The sequence below is a fragment of the Couchioplanes caeruleus genome (assembly GCF_003751945.1).
Taxonomy (GTDB): Bacteria; Actinomycetota; Actinomycetes; order Mycobacteriales; family Micromonosporaceae; genus Actinoplanes; species Actinoplanes caeruleus.
Window position 1 is genome coordinate 292,687 of sequence record NZ_RJKL01000001.1, and the last position, 15,282, is coordinate 307,968.

13 protein-coding genes are annotated in these 15,282 nt (G+C 72.9%); 6 read left to right on the forward strand and 7 right to left on the reverse strand.

Going from position 1 to position 15,282, the window contains the following annotated elements; translation table 11 throughout:
- Nucleotides 1-120: 120 nt before the first annotated feature.
- Complete coding sequence (locus EDD30_RS01465) at nt 121-1,239, forward strand: IS630 family transposase (RefSeq protein WP_071809189.1); 1,119 nt, start codon at nt 121-123, stop codon at nt 1,237-1,239.
- A gap of 35 nt (nt 1,240-1,274) precedes the next feature.
- Here EDD30_RS01465 and EDD30_RS01470 read toward each other — a convergent pair whose 3' ends face one another.
- The 7 genes from EDD30_RS01470 to EDD30_RS01495 form a co-directional block, all read right to left on the reverse strand.
- On the reverse strand, nt 1,275-1,466 hold the full coding sequence (locus tag EDD30_RS01470) for a CsbD family protein (RefSeq protein WP_071808287.1): 192 nt from the start codon (nt 1,464-1,466) through the stop codon (nt 1,275-1,277).
- A 137-nt stretch (nt 1,467-1,603) separates the two neighbouring features.
- The gene (locus EDD30_RS38640; protein WP_170047570.1) at nt 1,604-1,771 is read right to left on the reverse strand and encodes a hypothetical protein; all 168 of its coding nucleotides are present in this window, start codon (nt 1,769-1,771) and stop codon (nt 1,604-1,606) included.
- Between the two features lie 26 nt (nt 1,772-1,797).
- A complete protein-coding gene (locus EDD30_RS01475; RefSeq protein WP_123678011.1) occupies nt 1,798-3,570 on the reverse strand; it encodes an ATP-binding cassette domain-containing protein in 1,773 nt (590 codons plus the stop codon).
- On the reverse strand, nt 3,567-5,327 hold the full coding sequence (locus EDD30_RS01480; RefSeq protein WP_123678012.1) for an ABC transporter ATP-binding protein: 1,761 nt from the start codon (nt 5,325-5,327) through the stop codon (nt 3,567-3,569). The genes EDD30_RS01475 and EDD30_RS01480 overlap by 4 nt, the downstream gene beginning before the upstream one ends.
- 232 nt (nt 5,328-5,559) lie before the next feature.
- Complete coding sequence (locus EDD30_RS01485) at nt 5,560-6,012, reverse strand: Lrp/AsnC family transcriptional regulator (RefSeq protein ID WP_071806819.1); 453 nt, start codon at nt 6,010-6,012, stop codon at nt 5,560-5,562.
- Nucleotides 6,013-6,104: 92 nt separating this feature from the next.
- Entirely contained in the window at nt 6,105-7,247 is a 1,143-nt protein-coding gene (locus tag EDD30_RS01490; RefSeq protein WP_071806815.1) for an acyl-CoA dehydrogenase family protein, read from the reverse strand.
- A 10-nt stretch (nt 7,248-7,257) separates the two neighbouring features.
- Nucleotides 7,258-8,190 carry a 5'-3' exonuclease gene (locus EDD30_RS01495; RefSeq protein WP_071806814.1) on the reverse strand — a complete coding sequence of 311 codons (933 nt, stop codon included), beginning with the start codon at nt 8,188-8,190 and terminating at the stop codon, nt 7,258-7,260.
- A 396-nt stretch (nt 8,191-8,586) separates the two neighbouring features.
- Here EDD30_RS01495 and EDD30_RS01500 point away from each other — a divergent pair, with 396 nt between their 5' ends.
- The 5 genes from EDD30_RS01500 (at nt 8,587) to EDD30_RS01520 (ending at nt 15,236) form a co-directional block, all read left to right on the forward strand.
- Nucleotides 8,587-11,604, forward strand: coding sequence for a putative bifunctional diguanylate cyclase/phosphodiesterase (locus EDD30_RS01500; protein ID WP_071806813.1), 3,018 nt, complete (start codon nt 8,587-8,589; stop codon nt 11,602-11,604).
- Between the two features lie 71 nt (nt 11,605-11,675).
- Nucleotides 11,676-12,350: a GGDEF domain-containing protein gene (locus EDD30_RS01505; RefSeq protein ID WP_071806812.1), complete on the forward strand. Its 675-nt coding sequence runs from the start codon at nt 11,676-11,678 to the stop codon at nt 12,348-12,350.
- 110 nt (nt 12,351-12,460) lie between these two features.
- Nucleotides 12,461-13,450 (forward strand): permease, encoded by a 990-nt coding sequence (locus EDD30_RS01510; RefSeq protein ID WP_211277859.1) that lies wholly within the window; start codon nt 12,461-12,463, stop codon nt 13,448-13,450.
- A complete protein-coding gene (locus EDD30_RS01515) occupies nt 13,447-14,154 on the forward strand; it encodes a TIGR03943 family putative permease subunit (RefSeq protein ID WP_071806811.1) in 708 nt (235 codons plus the stop codon). The genes EDD30_RS01510 and EDD30_RS01515 overlap by 4 nt, the downstream gene beginning before the upstream one ends.
- Nucleotides 14,151-15,236: a hypothetical protein gene (locus EDD30_RS01520; RefSeq protein WP_071806810.1), complete on the forward strand. Its 1,086-nt coding sequence runs from the start codon at nt 14,151-14,153 to the stop codon at nt 15,234-15,236. Before EDD30_RS01515 ends, EDD30_RS01520 begins: the two co-directional genes overlap by 4 nt.
- Nucleotides 15,237-15,282: the final 46 nt, after the last annotated feature.

The following is a 15,282-nucleotide window of genomic DNA, read 5'->3' on the forward strand; positions in this document are numbered from 1 at the left end:
GTGCGCTGTCCATGAACGTTCACCGGGTTGGTGACACGCCGTGTGGCGTCCGGGCGGTATGGGGCTGGGGGGATCACTCTCGACGGCGGTGATGTTCGCCGTTGAGAGTGGGTGAGCGGGTTGGCCGAGCCGGTTCGGGCACGGCGGTTGACGCAGGATGAGGGCCGCAGACTGCAGCAACTGGTGCGGCGCGGTAAGCACGACTCGGTTCGGGTGCGACGGGCGCTGATCATCATGGCGTCGGCTTCGGGGACGCCGGTGGTGTCGATCGCTCGTCTCGTGGCGGCGCACGAGGACACCGTCCGCGACGTGATCCATCTGTTCAATGAGATGGGTCTTCGCGCGTTGGACCCTCAGTGGGCGGGAGGCCGTCCCCGCCGGATCAATGACGACGATGAGGCGTTCATCGTCGCGACGGCCACCACGCGCCCGAGCAAACTCGGACGCCCGTTCACCCGCTGGAGCCTGCGGAAACTCGCCGACTATCTTGCCCGAGACGCTGATCGGCGGGTGGTCTGCGGCCGGGAACGGCTGCGGCAGTTGCTGCGCGCCAACGACGTCAGCTGGCAGCGCACGAGGACGTGGAAGGAATCCACGGATCCGGACTTCGACACGAAACTCGATCGCATTGAGCGGGTCACCACACAGTTCCCGCAGCGGTGTTTCGCGTTCGACCAGTTCGGGCCGTTGTCGATCCGCCCGCACCATGGCACCACCTGGCAGAAGCGCAAGCGTCCGGACCGGCTACCGGCGACCTACACGCGCACGCACGGGATCCGCTACTTCCACGGCTGTTACAGCTTCGCTGACGATCAGCTCTGGGGTGTGGTTCGCCGCCGCAAGGGCGCAGACCACACCCTGTCCGCGCTCAAATCGATCCGGGCCGCGCGGCCGGACGGGGCACCGATCTACGTCATCATGGACAACTTGTCGGCGAACAAGACCCCGACCATCCGAGATTGGGCTGCCCGGAACAAGGTCGAGCTCTGCCTGACCCCCACCAGCACGTCCTGGGCGAACCCGATCGAGGCGCAGTTCGGGCCGCTCCGAACGTTCACGATGGCCGGTTCGAACCACCCGAACCACACCGTCCAGACCCGCGAGCTGCAGAGGTATCTGCGCTGGCGCAACGCCAACGCCCGCCACCCCGACGTCCTTGCCGCTCAACGCCGTGAACGAGCCCGCGTCCGCAGCGAACGCCAACAGCGTTGGGGCCGACCCCGCACCAAAGCCGCCTGACCGCTCAGACCCGGTGAACGTTCATGGACAGCGCACTAGCTGAAGGCGTCCCGCACGTCCTTGCCGGCGTCCTTCACGTGCTCACCCGCCTGCTTCGCGTGCGCGGCCGTCTCCTGCGCCTGGCCCTCGGCGATGAGCCGCTCGTTGTCCGTCGCGTCGCCGATGCCCTGCTTCGCCTTACCGGTCAGCTCTTCGGCCTTGTTCTTGACCTTGTCAGTGAAGCTCATCGTCAACCTCTCACCGCTCGAACTTGTTTGTTCTTGCTGGTGAGTTCAGTGCCCGAAGGGCTCCTGTGTGAAACCCGGTGTAACCGGGCGCACGCCGCGTAAAGCATCCTAGGATCCTGAGATATAGGGAAGGGCCGTCAGACGGCCCAGCCTTGGCGGACGTGCCAGTCGTTGGCGTCGCCGTTCATCGGGTCATGGGCGGCCTGTACCAGCGGCTGCACCGGGACCATCTCCTCGGGGGTGATCCGCGGCGGCAGGTGCCGAAAGTCCTGCTCAGGCTTGATTTCCTCGGCGTGCTTCTCCATGTGCCCAGGCTAGACACCGGGTGCCATCACCGATAGGCGCGCTCCTGCAGCCGGTACAACTCGGCATATCCCCCACCGGCGGCCATCAGCTCCGCGTGGCTGCCCTGCTCCACCACGCGGCCACCGTCGAGGACCACGATGCGGTCGGCCATCCGTACGGTGGTGAAGCGGTGCGAGACCACGACGGTGACCGCACCGGCGCGCCGGGCGCGGCTCAACTGGCCGACGAAATGCCGGAACAGCTCGTGCTCGGCCAGCGGATCCAGCGAGGCCGTCGGCTCGTCCAGCACGACGCAGAGCGGCACACGGTCGCCGCACACCTCGCGCATCAACGAGCGGGCGAGAGCCAGACGCTGCCACTGCCCGAGCGACGGCTCCACCCCGCCGAAGGCGGCGCCGAGCCGGGTGTCGAGCCCCCGCAGCAACGGCGCGCCCGCCCGGTCGATCGCCGCTGCCACCGCGGCGCGGTCCCGCACGAAGCGGACGTTGCCCACCCCGACCGTCTCCCCCACCCGCAGCCGCAGCCGGGCGAAGTCCTGGAAGACGCCGGAGAGCCGAGCCCGCCAGCCGATGCCGCTCAGCCCGGCCAGCGGCATCCCGTCCACCGTGATGCGGCCGGTGCTCGGCTCGTGCATGCCCGTGAGCAGCTTGATCAAGGTGGACTTACCGGCGCCGTTCGCCCCGATGATCGCCACCGTGCCACCGGCGGGAAGATGCAGGTCGACGTCGTGCAGCACGTCGGTCTCGGCCCCGGGATACCGGAAGCCCACACCGGACAGGGTGATGCCGTCGCGCAGCACGACCGGCACCGGCGCACCCGGCCGCTCGGCGGCGGCCGCGTAGCGCTTGAGCCACCAGTAGTGCGACACGACCTGCCCGGCCTCCGCCGTCTCCGTGAGACTCTCCAGGACCATGCGCAACTGACCCTGGAGCTGGGTGGCCAGCGAGACGACCAGGACGACGGCACCGACGCCGGTCCGGCCCGACCGGATCTCCTGGGCGACGAGCACCAGAGCGGCGGCGAACCCGGCGGCGTACAGCACCCAAGCGCCGGCCTGCCAGGCGGCGCCGCGCAGCCGGGCCGCCGCCTCGCCCCCGGCCGCCGCCTCCCACAGATCGGTGGCCCGCCGGCTCCACCGCTGGGCGCCGCCGGTCAGCAGCACCTCCTTGGCCGACTCCGGCTCGACGCACATGTCGTGCAGGCGGTGGTGCAGGCGCAGCGCCTCGGTCGCAGCGTCCCGGGCCTCCCGCAGCAGCCGGTCCGCGCGGCGAGCCGAAGCATAGAGCGGCACCCCGAGAAGCGCGAGCAGGCAGAGATACGGGCTCACCGAGACGAGCAGCCCGACCGTGACCGCCAGGCCGGCGGCGGCCACCACCGCGTTCAGCGCCGACCACGGCATCGCCGCCAGCGCCTGCGAGCTCTCGAAGAGGCGGTCCCACCGGTTGATGAAGGGACTGTGCTCGAGGTGGGCGAGCGTCGGGATGGACGAGACCAGGCGCTGGGTCCGCTCGTTCTGCATGCCCCGGACCCGGCCGACCAGGTAGACCTGCAGGTTGCCGCGCACCCGGCCGGCCGTCGCCGAGACGGCGTACGCCGCCGCGCCGAGCAGGACGGCCACCACGACCCCGGCGCCGCGACCGGCCGCGCTGTCGTCGACGAGCTTGCGCTGGCTCAGGCCGATCCCGGCGATGACGCCGGCCTGGGCGACGGTGCACAGGGCCAGCATCAGGGCGGGCCGCCGCCCGGCCCGCACGGTGAGCCGGACCATGTCCCGCAGCAGCCGGAACCAGTCGGTCATGCGTCCTCCCCGCCGAAGGCGGCCGCCTGGGTGGTGAAGAACGTGGCGTAGCCGCCGCCGGCCGCGAGCAGTTCGTCGTGGGTGCCGTCCTCGACGACCCGGCCGTCCCGCAACAGCAGGATCCGGTCGGCATACCGGACCGTGGACAGCCGGTGAGAGATCAGAACGGTCGTCGTGTCCCGCACCCGGGACATCACCTGCTCGTGGAATTCCGCTTCGGCCCGCACATCGAGGCTGGCGGTGGGCTCGTCGAGCACCAGCAGCCGCTTCCCGGCGCCGACGGCGAAGAGCGCGCGGGCCAGCGCCACGCGCTGCCACTGGCCGCCGGACAGATCGGTGCCGCCGGCACCCTCCCGCCACAGCAGGGTGCCGAGGTCCTCCGGCAGGCCGGTCGCGCCGGCCCGGCGCAGCGCGTCGCGGACCGCATCGTCATCCGCGCCGCGCTCGGGCACGGCCGGCGTGACGTTGTCGCGCAGACTCGCCGGATAGCGCACGAAGTCCTGGAACAGCACGGTGATCGGCGGGCGGCGCGAGTGCGGGTCGGCCCCGTCCACGGTGACCCGTCCGGAATCCGGCCGGTACAGACCCGCCATCAGCTTCACGAAGGTGGTCTTGCCGACGCCGTTCTCCCCGACCACGGCGACGACCTCGCCCGGGCGCAGGGTCAGGCTCAGGCCGTCGAGGACGCGACGGTCGGATCCCGGGTAGGAGAAGACGACGTCGTCGAACCGTACGACCGGAGCCTGCGAGGCGGCCACGACCTCGGGGCGTGGCGCCGCGGCGGCGCACCGGTCGGCCAGTTCGTCGGCGGCGGCCAGCCCGCGCAGGCCGTACTCGATGTCGTATGCCTCCATGCCCATGGCGCTGATGTTCAGGACCGCGAGACCGGCGATGACCGCGGTGACGAGCTGCGCGGGATCCGCGTCGCCGGACAGCACCGCGACGGCCGGCACGCCCAGGGCCGCCGCACTCGCCACCAGCAACATGCCCGCGGCCCACCACTGCTGTGGCAGCACCCCGAGCAGCTCACGCCAGACGGGCGCGTACGTCCGCGCGACCGCGGCCCGGAACCGACCCGCGAACCAGTCGCTGAGGCCGTAGAGCCGCACGTCCTTGGGCGCGCCGACGACCGCCTGTGACGCCAGGTAGAACTCGTATCGCTGGCCCGCCGTGTCGGCATCCAGTTTGTCGATGATGCGCATCCACTGCCGGCGGACGCATGCCCGGACCGCCAGGGCCAGGACCAGCAGACCGGCCGCGAGCGGCGGCGACCAGGTCGCCAAGAGCGCCGCCGCGGCACCCGCGCTGAGCATCCGTACGGTCAACTCGAGCTGGCCCGCCGCCGCGTTGCCCACCGACCGGTCCCGGGCGACGCCGGTTCCGGAGTCCACGGCCCGGGCCATCCGGTCCTGGAACGCTTCGCTCTCGAGCACATCCAGGCTGGGCACCGAGGCCGCCAGGACCCGCACCCGGGCCCGTAGGTCGCCGTCGATCCGCTTGACGAGCAGGGTACGGACCGGATCGATGAGGAGCCAGACGATCTGGTCGGTGAGGAACGCCGCGGCGACCAGGACCGCGGCGACGGCCGCGTCTGCCCCGGTCCGCGCGGCAAGCAGGTCGGCCACCAGCCGGCCCACGGCGAGCGCGAGCGCCACCGGCACGACGGCTCGGATGAGTTGGAGAAGGACGAGGAGGACGGCGAGCCCGACGCCGCCGCGGGCCAACAGACGCAACAGCCGCAGGCGGGCAGCAATCATCGACACCCCCGAAGTCGATCGGCGTCAATCCTCACCCCCGGCGCCGCCCGGGGCAATTCGCTTTACCGAGAGCCGGATCACGTCGCGTAGAGCATCCTAGGATGAAGTGGGTAGCGGCGGGCGGTCAGGGTCGCACGTTTATCTCAATCCGGGCTTATGCCGTCGGCGGCATAGCGTTCGGCGCTACCCCGATCGGAAGGGACGATCACACCGCCTGGGGCATCCTAGGAGGCTAGTCAGTATCGGCGATCCGCGGCGGGCGGTTCTCGTACGGGGTACTCAGCACCACCGTCGTGCGCGTCGTGACGTTGGCCGCCGTACGGATCTCCTGCAGGAGCCGTTCCAGGTCGGCCGGGCTCGCCACCCGGACCAACAGCAGGTAGAAATCCTCCCCCGCCACCGAGTAGCAGGAGTCGATCTCCGCGAGGTGGCGCAGCCGCTCCGGCGCGTCGTCCGGCTGCGACGGGTCGAACGGGCGGATCGCCACGAAGGCGGTCAGCGGCAGGTCCAGGGCCTCGTACGAGACCACGGCCGTGTACCCGTTGATGACACCCCGCTGCTCGAGGCGGCGCACGCGCTGGTGCACGGCCGACACGCTCAGCCCGACCCGCTCGGCGAGCACGGTGTAGGACAGCCGGCCGTCCGCGGTGAGGGCGCCCACGATCGCCCGGTCGATCTCTTCCACCGCGTCAAGATACCGGTCGACGCTGAGCCGCCCCGCACCCATTCCGGCATACCGCTCCCGGCCTGCGGAAAGTCCATACGAGACGGGCCGGCTCAGTCGCGGGTCAGCGAGCGGGAGATCACCAGCCGCTGGATCTGGTTGGTCCCCTCCACGATCTGCAGCACCTTCGCCTCGCGGAACCACCGCTCGGCCGGGTGGTCGTTCACGTAACCCGATCCGCCCAGCACCTGCACCGCGTCCGTCGTCACCTTCATCGCGACGTCCGTCGCGAAGAGCTTCGCCTTGGCGGCCTCCGTCGAGAACGGCCGGCCGGCGTCCTTGAGCCGCGCCGCCTCCAGCATCAGCGCCCGGGCCGCCGAGACCTGGGTGGCCATGTCGGCCAGCATGAAGCCCAGACCCTGGAAGGAGGCGATCGGCTTGCCGAACTGGGTGCGCTCCTTCGCGTACGCGGCCGCGTAGTCGACGGCCGCCTGGGCGAGTCCCACCGCGCACGCCGCGATGCCGAGGCGGCCCGCGTCCAGCGCCTGCATGGCGATCCGGAATCCGCCGCCTTCCTCGCCCACGAGGCGGTCGGCCGGGATGCGGGCACCGTCGAGCACGATCTGGGCCGGCGCGGACGAGCGCAGGCCCATCAGCCGCTCCGGCGCCTGCGGCAGCAGTCCCCCGGTGGCCGCGTCGGCCAGCAGGCAGGAGATGCCGCCCGGGCCGGGGCCGCCGGTGCGGCAGAAGATGTTGTAGAAGTCCGCGCGCCCGCCGTGGGTGATCCACGCCTTGGTGCCGGTCACCACGTACTCGTCGACCTCGCGCACCGCACGGGTGGCCAGGGCCGCCGCGTCGCTGCCGCCCTGCGGCTCGGACAGGCAGTACGCCCCCAGCAACTCGCCGCCGAGCATCTCCGGCAGGGACTTGCGCTGCCGCTCGGTGCCGAACGCGGCCACCGGGAAGCACGACAGGGTGTGCACGCTGACGGCCTCGGCGATGGCCACCCACGACGACGCGAGGATCTCCAGGACCTGGAGGTACACCTCGTAGGGCTGGCCCCCGCCGCCATCGGCCTCCGGGTAGGGCAGGCCCAGCAGGCCGGCCCGGCCGATGGTCCGCAGAATGTCGCGGGGGAACTCACCCTTCTGCTCGTACCGGGCGACTTGCGGGGCGAGCTCGCCCTGCGCGATCTCCCGGGTGAGCCCCAGCAACTCGTATGCCTCTTCGGTGGGAAGAATCCGCTCGACCGTCACGCCCGCAAGCTTAACGGCCGTTAGGTTCCGCCGTCACGCCGAGGGCATCGATCAGGCGCCGGGCGGAACCGGCCAGATTCCACCTCTCGGCGAGCGCAAGCAGCGCGTCGGAATCCTCCGGCGCCCTCGGCACCGTGGGGTCGAACGCCGGCAGCGGCACGTCCAGCGCCACCCGACACACCGGCAGCGCCGCCGCGAGGTAGTCCTTCGCCGCCAGGAGCCTGGTCCGCACCCCGGGTGCGAAGCCCGACGCCGGGTCGTCCAGGGCCGCGACGATCTGCTCGACACCGCCGTAGCGGGCGATGAGCCGGGCCGCCGTCTTCTCCCCCACCCCGGGCACGCCCGGCAGGCCGTCGCTCGGGTCGCCGCGCATCGCCGCGAAGTCCGCATACCACCGGGGCGGGACGCCGTACTTGACCTGGACCGCCGCGTCGTCGCTGTCCTCGAGCTTGGCCACGCCGCGGCCGCAGTAGAGCAGGCGGGTGCCGCGGGCGTCGTCGACGAGTTGGAACAGGTCGCGGTCGCCGGAGACCACCTCGACCGGCCCCGGCTGGGTGGCGGCCAGCGTGCCGAGCACGTCGTCGGCCTCGTAGCCGGCGACACCGAAGGCCGGGATGCCGACCGCCTCGAGCACCTGCAACAACACCGGAATCTGCTTCTCCAGCGCGGCGGGCACCTCCTCCACGTCGCCGTGGGCGACGCGATGCCGCTTGTACGAGGGCACGAGCGCCACCCGCCACGCTGGGCGCCAGTCGGCGTCGAGCGCGCACACCACCCGCCCCGGGCGGCGCGTGCGGATGAGCTGCGCGAGCATGTCCAGGAAGCCCCGGATCGCGTTCACCGGCTCCCCCGCGGCGGTCCGGGCGGCCGACTCGGGGATGCCGTGGAACGCCCGGAAGTACAGACTCGGGGCGTCCACGGCCAGCAGAGGTCGTTCGGTCACGGCACCGACCCTAGTGCCGCCCTCCGACAACCGGCGGACGCCGTGTTCACCCGTACGTCACATCTGTCCGGCACCGTGCTTGCAGGGAGGTCCCCACCGGCCCCGATCGGGCGGTGCCGGTCGCGCGGCGCTACCGCCTGCGCTCGACCCCGCCGCGTCCCGGGTCCGGCGAGACGTCGCCGGACCCGGGACGTCACGCCCGGTCGTCGCCCGGGGACGGCTCCCGGGCGTCCGCCGGGCCGGGCGCAAGCGGGTGACGATACGGGCAGCGGGGTCGCAAACGCCCACGCCGGGTCGGGCGTAATCCGGTTGCGATGCGCGCGGCGGGTCAGGAACGCCGCCGCCGGGCCGATGGAGAGGGTGTCACCCCCAGACCCGGCCGGAACAGGAGCCCGCATGACGACGCGATTCGCTCGCGGATGCCTCGTCGCGTGGTTCACCCTCCTCACCGCGATCTTCTACGCCTGGCCCGAGTCACACATGTACTCCTGGGCCGCGATCGGCTTGTCGGGCGTGGCCTGCATCCTGCTGGGCGTGCGCATCCACCGGCCCGAGCGTCGCTCGCCGTGGTACCTGCTCGCGACCGCGCTGCTGTTCTTCAGCGCCGGTGACACCTTCGGCTTCATCGGGCTCACGAGCGGCCGTACGGCATGGGTCTCGGTCGTGTCCGACGTGCTGTACATCCTCGTCTACCCGCTGCTCGCCGGCGGGCTGGTGCTGTTCGTACGGGCGCGCTCCGGCGACCGCAACCGGGCCGCGCTGCTCGACGGGCTGGTGCCGACGGTCAGCCTCGGCCTGCTGTGCTGGATCTGGCTGATCGCGCCGTACACCCGCGCCACCGATCTGACGCTGATGGAGAAGACGATCTCCATCGCGTACCCGCTGGGCGACGTGCTCGCGCTCGCGATGCTGCTGCGGCTGCTCACCGCGCCCGGCCGTAAGCCCGCCGCCGTCGGCCTGCTCTGCGCCGGCGTGGTCGGCGTGCTCGTCTCGGACGTGGTCTACGGCCTCGCCCGCCTCGACAACTCCTGGGACGTCGGCGGCGCGATCGACCTCGGCTGGGTCGTCTTCTACGCCGCCATGGGCCTGGCCGCGCTGCACCCGTCCATGACCTGGCTCAGCACGGACGCCACCCCGGCCGACACCGCCCCGGTCACCGCCCGCTGGCGCCGCCTCGCCCTGCTGACCATGGCCGTGCTCATCGCGCCCGGTGTCCTGATCACCCAGCACCTCACCGGCGGTGTCGTCGACGCCCCGGTCATCGCGGCCGGCTCCGCGGCGCTGATCCTGCTGGTCATGGCCCGCGTCGGCGGGCTGCTGACCGACCAGCGCCGGGCCAACCACCGCGAGCGGGCCCTGCGCCAGGCCGCCGCCACGCTGGCGGGCGCCGCGACCACCGACGACGTGCTCGCCGCGGTGCGCACCGCGATCGCCACGATCATGCCGCCGGACGAGCCCTACACGCTGCTCACCGGCGAGCCTGTGCCGGTCGCCGACGACGACACGCTCGACCTGGAGGTCACGCTCGCCTCCACCGACCCGTCCGCCACGGGCTTCCCGTGCGCGCTGCACGCCGCGATCGTCGTGCCGGGCACGCCGCCGCAGCGCATCACGCTCCAGCTCGCCGCGCGGATCGGCACGCTGCGCGCCGTACGCCCCGCCATGCAGGCGCTGCTCACCCAGGTCGGCATGGTCGTGGACCGGATCGCCCTGGCCGCCGAGATCAGCCGCCGCGACGGCGAGGCCTACTTCCGGACGCTGATCCAGAGCGCCTCCGACGTGATCCTCATCGTCGGCGACGACGACCGCATCCGGTACGCGAGCCCGGCCGCCGGCACCGTCCTGGGCCGCCCCGACCTGGTGGACACCCCGCTGTCCCGGCTCATCGCGGACACCCACCACGAGGCCCTCGCCGCCCTGCTCGAGCGGGCCCGTGCGGGGCGCGGCGACGGCACGGACCTCACCGCCGTCTGCGCCGACCGCCGGCTGCTCCAGGTCGAGTGCACCGCCCGCGACCTGCGCGACGACCCGACCGTACGCGGACTGGTGCTGACCGTGCGCGACGTGACCGAGCGCCGCCGCCTGGAGAACGACCTGGCCCACCAGGCGTTCCACGACGGCCTGACCGGCCTGGCCAACCGCGTGCTCTTCCGCGACCGGCTCGAGCAGGCGTTCACCGCCGCCGCGTGCGACGGCAGCGAGCTCGGCGTGCTCTTCGTCGACCTCGACGACTTCAAGGAGGTCAACGACTCGCTCGGGCACGCCGTGGGTGACCAGTTGCTGGTCGCCGTCGGGCAGCGCATCGCCGGCGCCATCGGCGCACGCGACACGGCGGCCCGCATGGGCGGCGACGAGTTCGCCGTCCTGGTCGCGGCGGCCCCGGACGCCGGGGCGGCCGAGGAGGTCGCGACGCGCATCGTCGCCGCGCTCAGCGCGCCGATCGAGGTCAGCGACGGGCTCGGCGGCAGCCACGTGGTCAGCGGCGCGGCCAGCGTCGGCATCGCCACCAACCGCGACGCGGACAGTCCCACCGGGCTGCTGCGCCACGCCGACCTGGCGCTCTACCTGGCCAAGGGCGCGGGCAAGGGCACCTGGCAGCGGTACCGCAGCGAGCTGCACACCGCGATGGTCGAGCGGCTCGCCCTGCGCACCGCGCTGCACGAGGCGGTCGAGGCGGGACAGTTCGTCCTGCAGTACCAGCCCATCGTCGACCTGGGCACCCGCGACGTCGTGGGCGTCGAGTCGCTGGTCCGGTGGCAGCACCCGCAGCGGGGTCTGCTGGGGCCGTACCACTTCATCGAGCTGGCCGAGGAGAGCGGCGCCATCGTCGGGCTCGGCGCCTGGGTCCTGCGCGAGTCCCTGCGCCAGTTGGCGCAGTGGCGGGCCGACAGCGCCGGACCGGCGCCGCGCTACGTCAGCGTGAACGTGTCGGCACGGCAGTTCCGCCAGCCCGGCTTCGTCGATCAGGTGCGTGACGCCCTCGCCGCGGCCGGGGCCGAGCCGGGATGGCTCCAGCTCGAGATCACCGAGAGTCTGGTGCTGCGCGACGCCGAGCAGGTCTGCGCCGATCTGGAGGAGCTGCGCGCGCTCGGCGTACGCGTGGCGATCGACGACTTCGGCACCGGCTACTCGTCGCTGAGCTACCTGCGGCAGATCCCGGTCGACGTACTGAAGATCGACAAGTCGTTCATCGACGACATCATCGGCAGCGAGCAGCAGCGGGCGCTGGTCGACGCGATCGTGACGCTGGCCCGCAACCTGCACCTGGCGGTGGTGGCCGAGGGCATCGAGGACGCGGAGCAGCGGGCCGTCCTCGCCGACATGGGCTGCCCGTACGGCCAGGGCTATCTGTTCTCCCGTCCGGTGTGGGCGCCCGAGATCCCCGCGCTGACCGGCACGGTCGTGGCCGCCTGACCGGGCGGCCCCTGGGTGCACCACGACGAGCGACGCGTGCGAGAGGCGGTTCGATGCGAGGACGAGGCTGGATGGCCGTCGCGGCCGCCACGGCGGCGGTGATCGCCGGATTCCGGCTGCTGCCGGACGATCCGAGGTGGACGACGGCCTGGCAGGTCGCCGCCCTGGCGCTGCTCGCCGTGCTGGTCGTCCTGACGGCCCGGCTCTCGCGGCAGGTCACGGGGCAGTCCCGGCAGATCCGCGAGCTGGCGCGCACCGACGAACTCACCGGCCTGCCGAACCGCCGCGCCTGGAACGAGGAGCTGCCCCGCGCTCTGGAGCACGCGCGGCGCGAGGGCACGCCGGTGTGCGTCGCCGTGTTCGACCTCGACCGGTTCCGGCAGTTCAACGACGAGCACGGGCCGGCCGCCGGCGACCGGTTCCTCAAGGCGGCCGCCGCGGCCTGGCACGGGGCGCTGCGACGGGTGGACACCCTCGCCCGCGACGGCGGCGAGGAGTTCGCCGTGCTGCTGCCCGGCGCGGATCTCGACCGGGCGCGGGCGGCGGTCACCCGGGCGCTGGCCGCGACGCCGCTCGGGCAGACGTTCTCGGCGGGCGTCGCCCTCTGGGACGGCGCCGAGACCTCGGACGAGCTCGTCGCGCGCGCCGACGGCGCGCTCTACGCCGCGAAGGCGGCCGGGCGCAACCGGGTCGTGGCCGCCGGCGCCGGCGCCGGGCCGGATGCGCATATGCGCAGCTCAGCATAGATGACTTCACCCGATCGCGGGGCGGGGGCGGGCGGGGCGACCCGGTAGGGTGGGGCGCGGCCCGCACCCGACCGTGACCCGGAGCGCCCCCCGTGACAGCAACCGAACAGATCGACGAAGAGGTGGCCGCCGCGCCGGCACCGGACACCGGGCGCCGGTTCGGCTCGGTCGAGGTCCTCGCGGTCCTGCTGGTGCTGCTCGTCGTCCTCCGGGGACCGCTGGCCACGCTCGTCTCCGACGCGCGGCTGCAGACCTGGACGACGGTCTTCGTCTCCGTGCTGGTGCAGGCCGTCCCGTTCCTGGTCTTCGGCGTGGCGCTGTCCGCGGTCATCGCCGTGTTCGTGCCCCGCTCGTTCTGGGCCCGCGCACTGCCCCGGCACCCCGCCCTGGCCGTGCCGGCCGCCGGCCTGGCCGGCGTGGTGCTGCCCGGCTGCGAGTGCGGCAGCGTACCCATCGCGGGCTCGCTAATCCGCCGCGGCGTGACCCCGGCGGCGGCGCTGGCGTTCCTGCTCGCCGCACCGGCGATCAACCCCATCGTGCTGACCGCGACGGCGGTCGCCTTCCCGGACGATCCCGCGATGGTCGTCGCCCGCGGAGGCGCCAGCCTGATCGTGGCGGTCGTGATGGGCTGGCTCTGGCTCCGCCTCGGCAAGGCCGAGTGGATCAAGCTGCCGCACCGCCCGGACCTCGAGGGCATGAGCCGCGGCAACGCGTTCTGGGCGGCCGCACGCCACGACGTCATGCACGCCGGCGGCTTCCTGGTCCTCGGCGCCGCGGCCGCCGCCACGATCAACGTGGTGGTGCCGGAGGCCTGGCTCAACGCCCTGGCGGACAACCCGGTGCTGTCCGTGCTGGCGCTGGCCGTGCTCGCCGTCCTGCTGTCGCTCTGCAGCGAGGCCGACGCGTTCGTGGCCGCCTCGCTGTCGCAGTTCTCGCTGACCTCGCGGCTGGTGTTCCTGGTGGTCGGCCCGATGGTCGACCTCAAGCTGATCAGCATGCAGACCGGCGTGTTCGGCCGCCGCTTCGCCGCGCGCTTCGCCCCGGTGACGTTCGCCGTCGCGGTCCTCGTCGGCTCGGTCGCGGGGGCGGTGCTGCTGTGAACCGGCAGGCCCAGGCAGTGATCATGATGCTCTTCGGCGGAGCGATCCTCAAGGCCAGTTTCGGCGACCTCTACCTGCGCTACGTCAAGGAGGGCCTGCGGCCCTTCCTCATCGGCGCGGGCCTGCTGCTGGTCGCGGCGGGCGTCATGACGCTCTGGTACGAGCTGCGCCCCCGCCGGCCGCAACCCGAGGAGCACCACCACCACGAGCCTCGGGTCGGCTGGCTGCTGATCCTGCCGGTGCTCGGCCTGCTGCTCGTGGCGCCACCCGCGCTCGGGTCGTACGCCGCCGCTCAGGCCGGCAGCGTGCTGGCCGCGCAGAGCTCCGAGTCGGACTACCCGCCGCTGCCGGCCGGCGATCCCGTCGACGTGGGCCTGTTGGACTACGCGTCCCGGGCGGTGTTCGACGAGGGTCGCAGCCTCACCGGCCGTACGCTGCGGCTCTCCGGCTTCGTCACCCCCGGCCCGGACGGCGAGCCCATGCTGGCCCGGATGGTCCTGTCCTGCTGCGCCGCGGACGGCCGCCCGATCAAGGTGGGGCTGGCCGGAAAGGGCCCCGCCGGCGTCGCCCCGGACACATGGGTGCAGGTCGTCGGCACATACTCCGAGCGGGTCGGCGAGGATCCGGTCAACGGCGCCGAGGTGCCGTATCTGCAGGTGCAGAGCTGGCAGGAGATCGCCGCGCCGAAGCAGCAGTACGAATGAGCGGTGGCCGGCGGTGGCGCGTCCCGACCGGGGTGGCGCTCGCGGTCTCGCTGGTGGCCGCCGGGCTGCTGCTCGCGTATCCCCCGGGCAGTGACGAGCCCGCGCCCGCAAGCCGGACGAGCCTGGCGCAGGCGTGGCCCGGCGCCGCTCGGGCCGAGATCCCGGGCAACCTGCCCGACGGGCCGGTCTACCAACCGCTGATCTTCCTCGACGCGCGCACCAGCGCCGGCACCGCGCCCAGCCCCGACGGCACCGGACTCCGGCTCGTGCTGCGCGGGGCCGACGGCACGCCGCGGGAGCTGCGCCGGCGCCCGCTGGAGTCGCATCCCGAGTTCGCCACGATGGCCGTCTCGGGCACCGATCTGGTGTGGACCGAGTCCGCCGGCGACGGGCCCACCGAGGTCTGGGCGGCCACCACCTCCGGCACCGAGGTCCGGCGCCTCACCCGCGACACCGGCAACGCGGTCTTCTTCGGCTCGCAGTGGGACGTGGTGATCGCCGACGGCCGGGCCTGGTGGGCCGCGGCCGCCGACGACCCGGAGGTCACCGAGATCCGGTCGGTCCCGCTGGCGGGAGGAGCCGTCACCGTACGCCGGGAGCCCGGCACCTGGGCCCTGACGACCTGGCCCTGGCTGACCGACGGGAGCGGCGACCAGACCGGCACCACCAGGCTGCGGTCCCTGGCCTCCCCCGAGGAAGTGCGGGTCGCGTCGTCGGGCACCGAGCTGGCCACCTGCGGCCCCGCCTGGTGCCGGGTGCTGGTGCTGACCTCGGAGGGGTTGGCCCGCATCGACGCCATGCGGCCCGACGGCACCGGGCGGCGTCGCATCGCCGACGGCACGGCGGGCGCGGCGGTCCCGGACGTGGCCGTCCTGGACCGCTTCGAGATCCTGTCGGAGGCGGACCCGAACTCGGCCCTCACCGGCACCGAGGGCCTGCTCGTCCACGACCTGCGCGACGGGCGCACGGTCGACGTCAGCGCGGCCGCCGAGGCGGCGTACGCCCGCAACGGCGTGCTGTGGTGGTCCACCGGTGACCAGGACTCCCTGGTCTGGCACACGCTGGACCTGCGCACCGTCTGACCGACCGATCGTCCACCCTCCGCACGGTGCTTGCCATATGGCAATC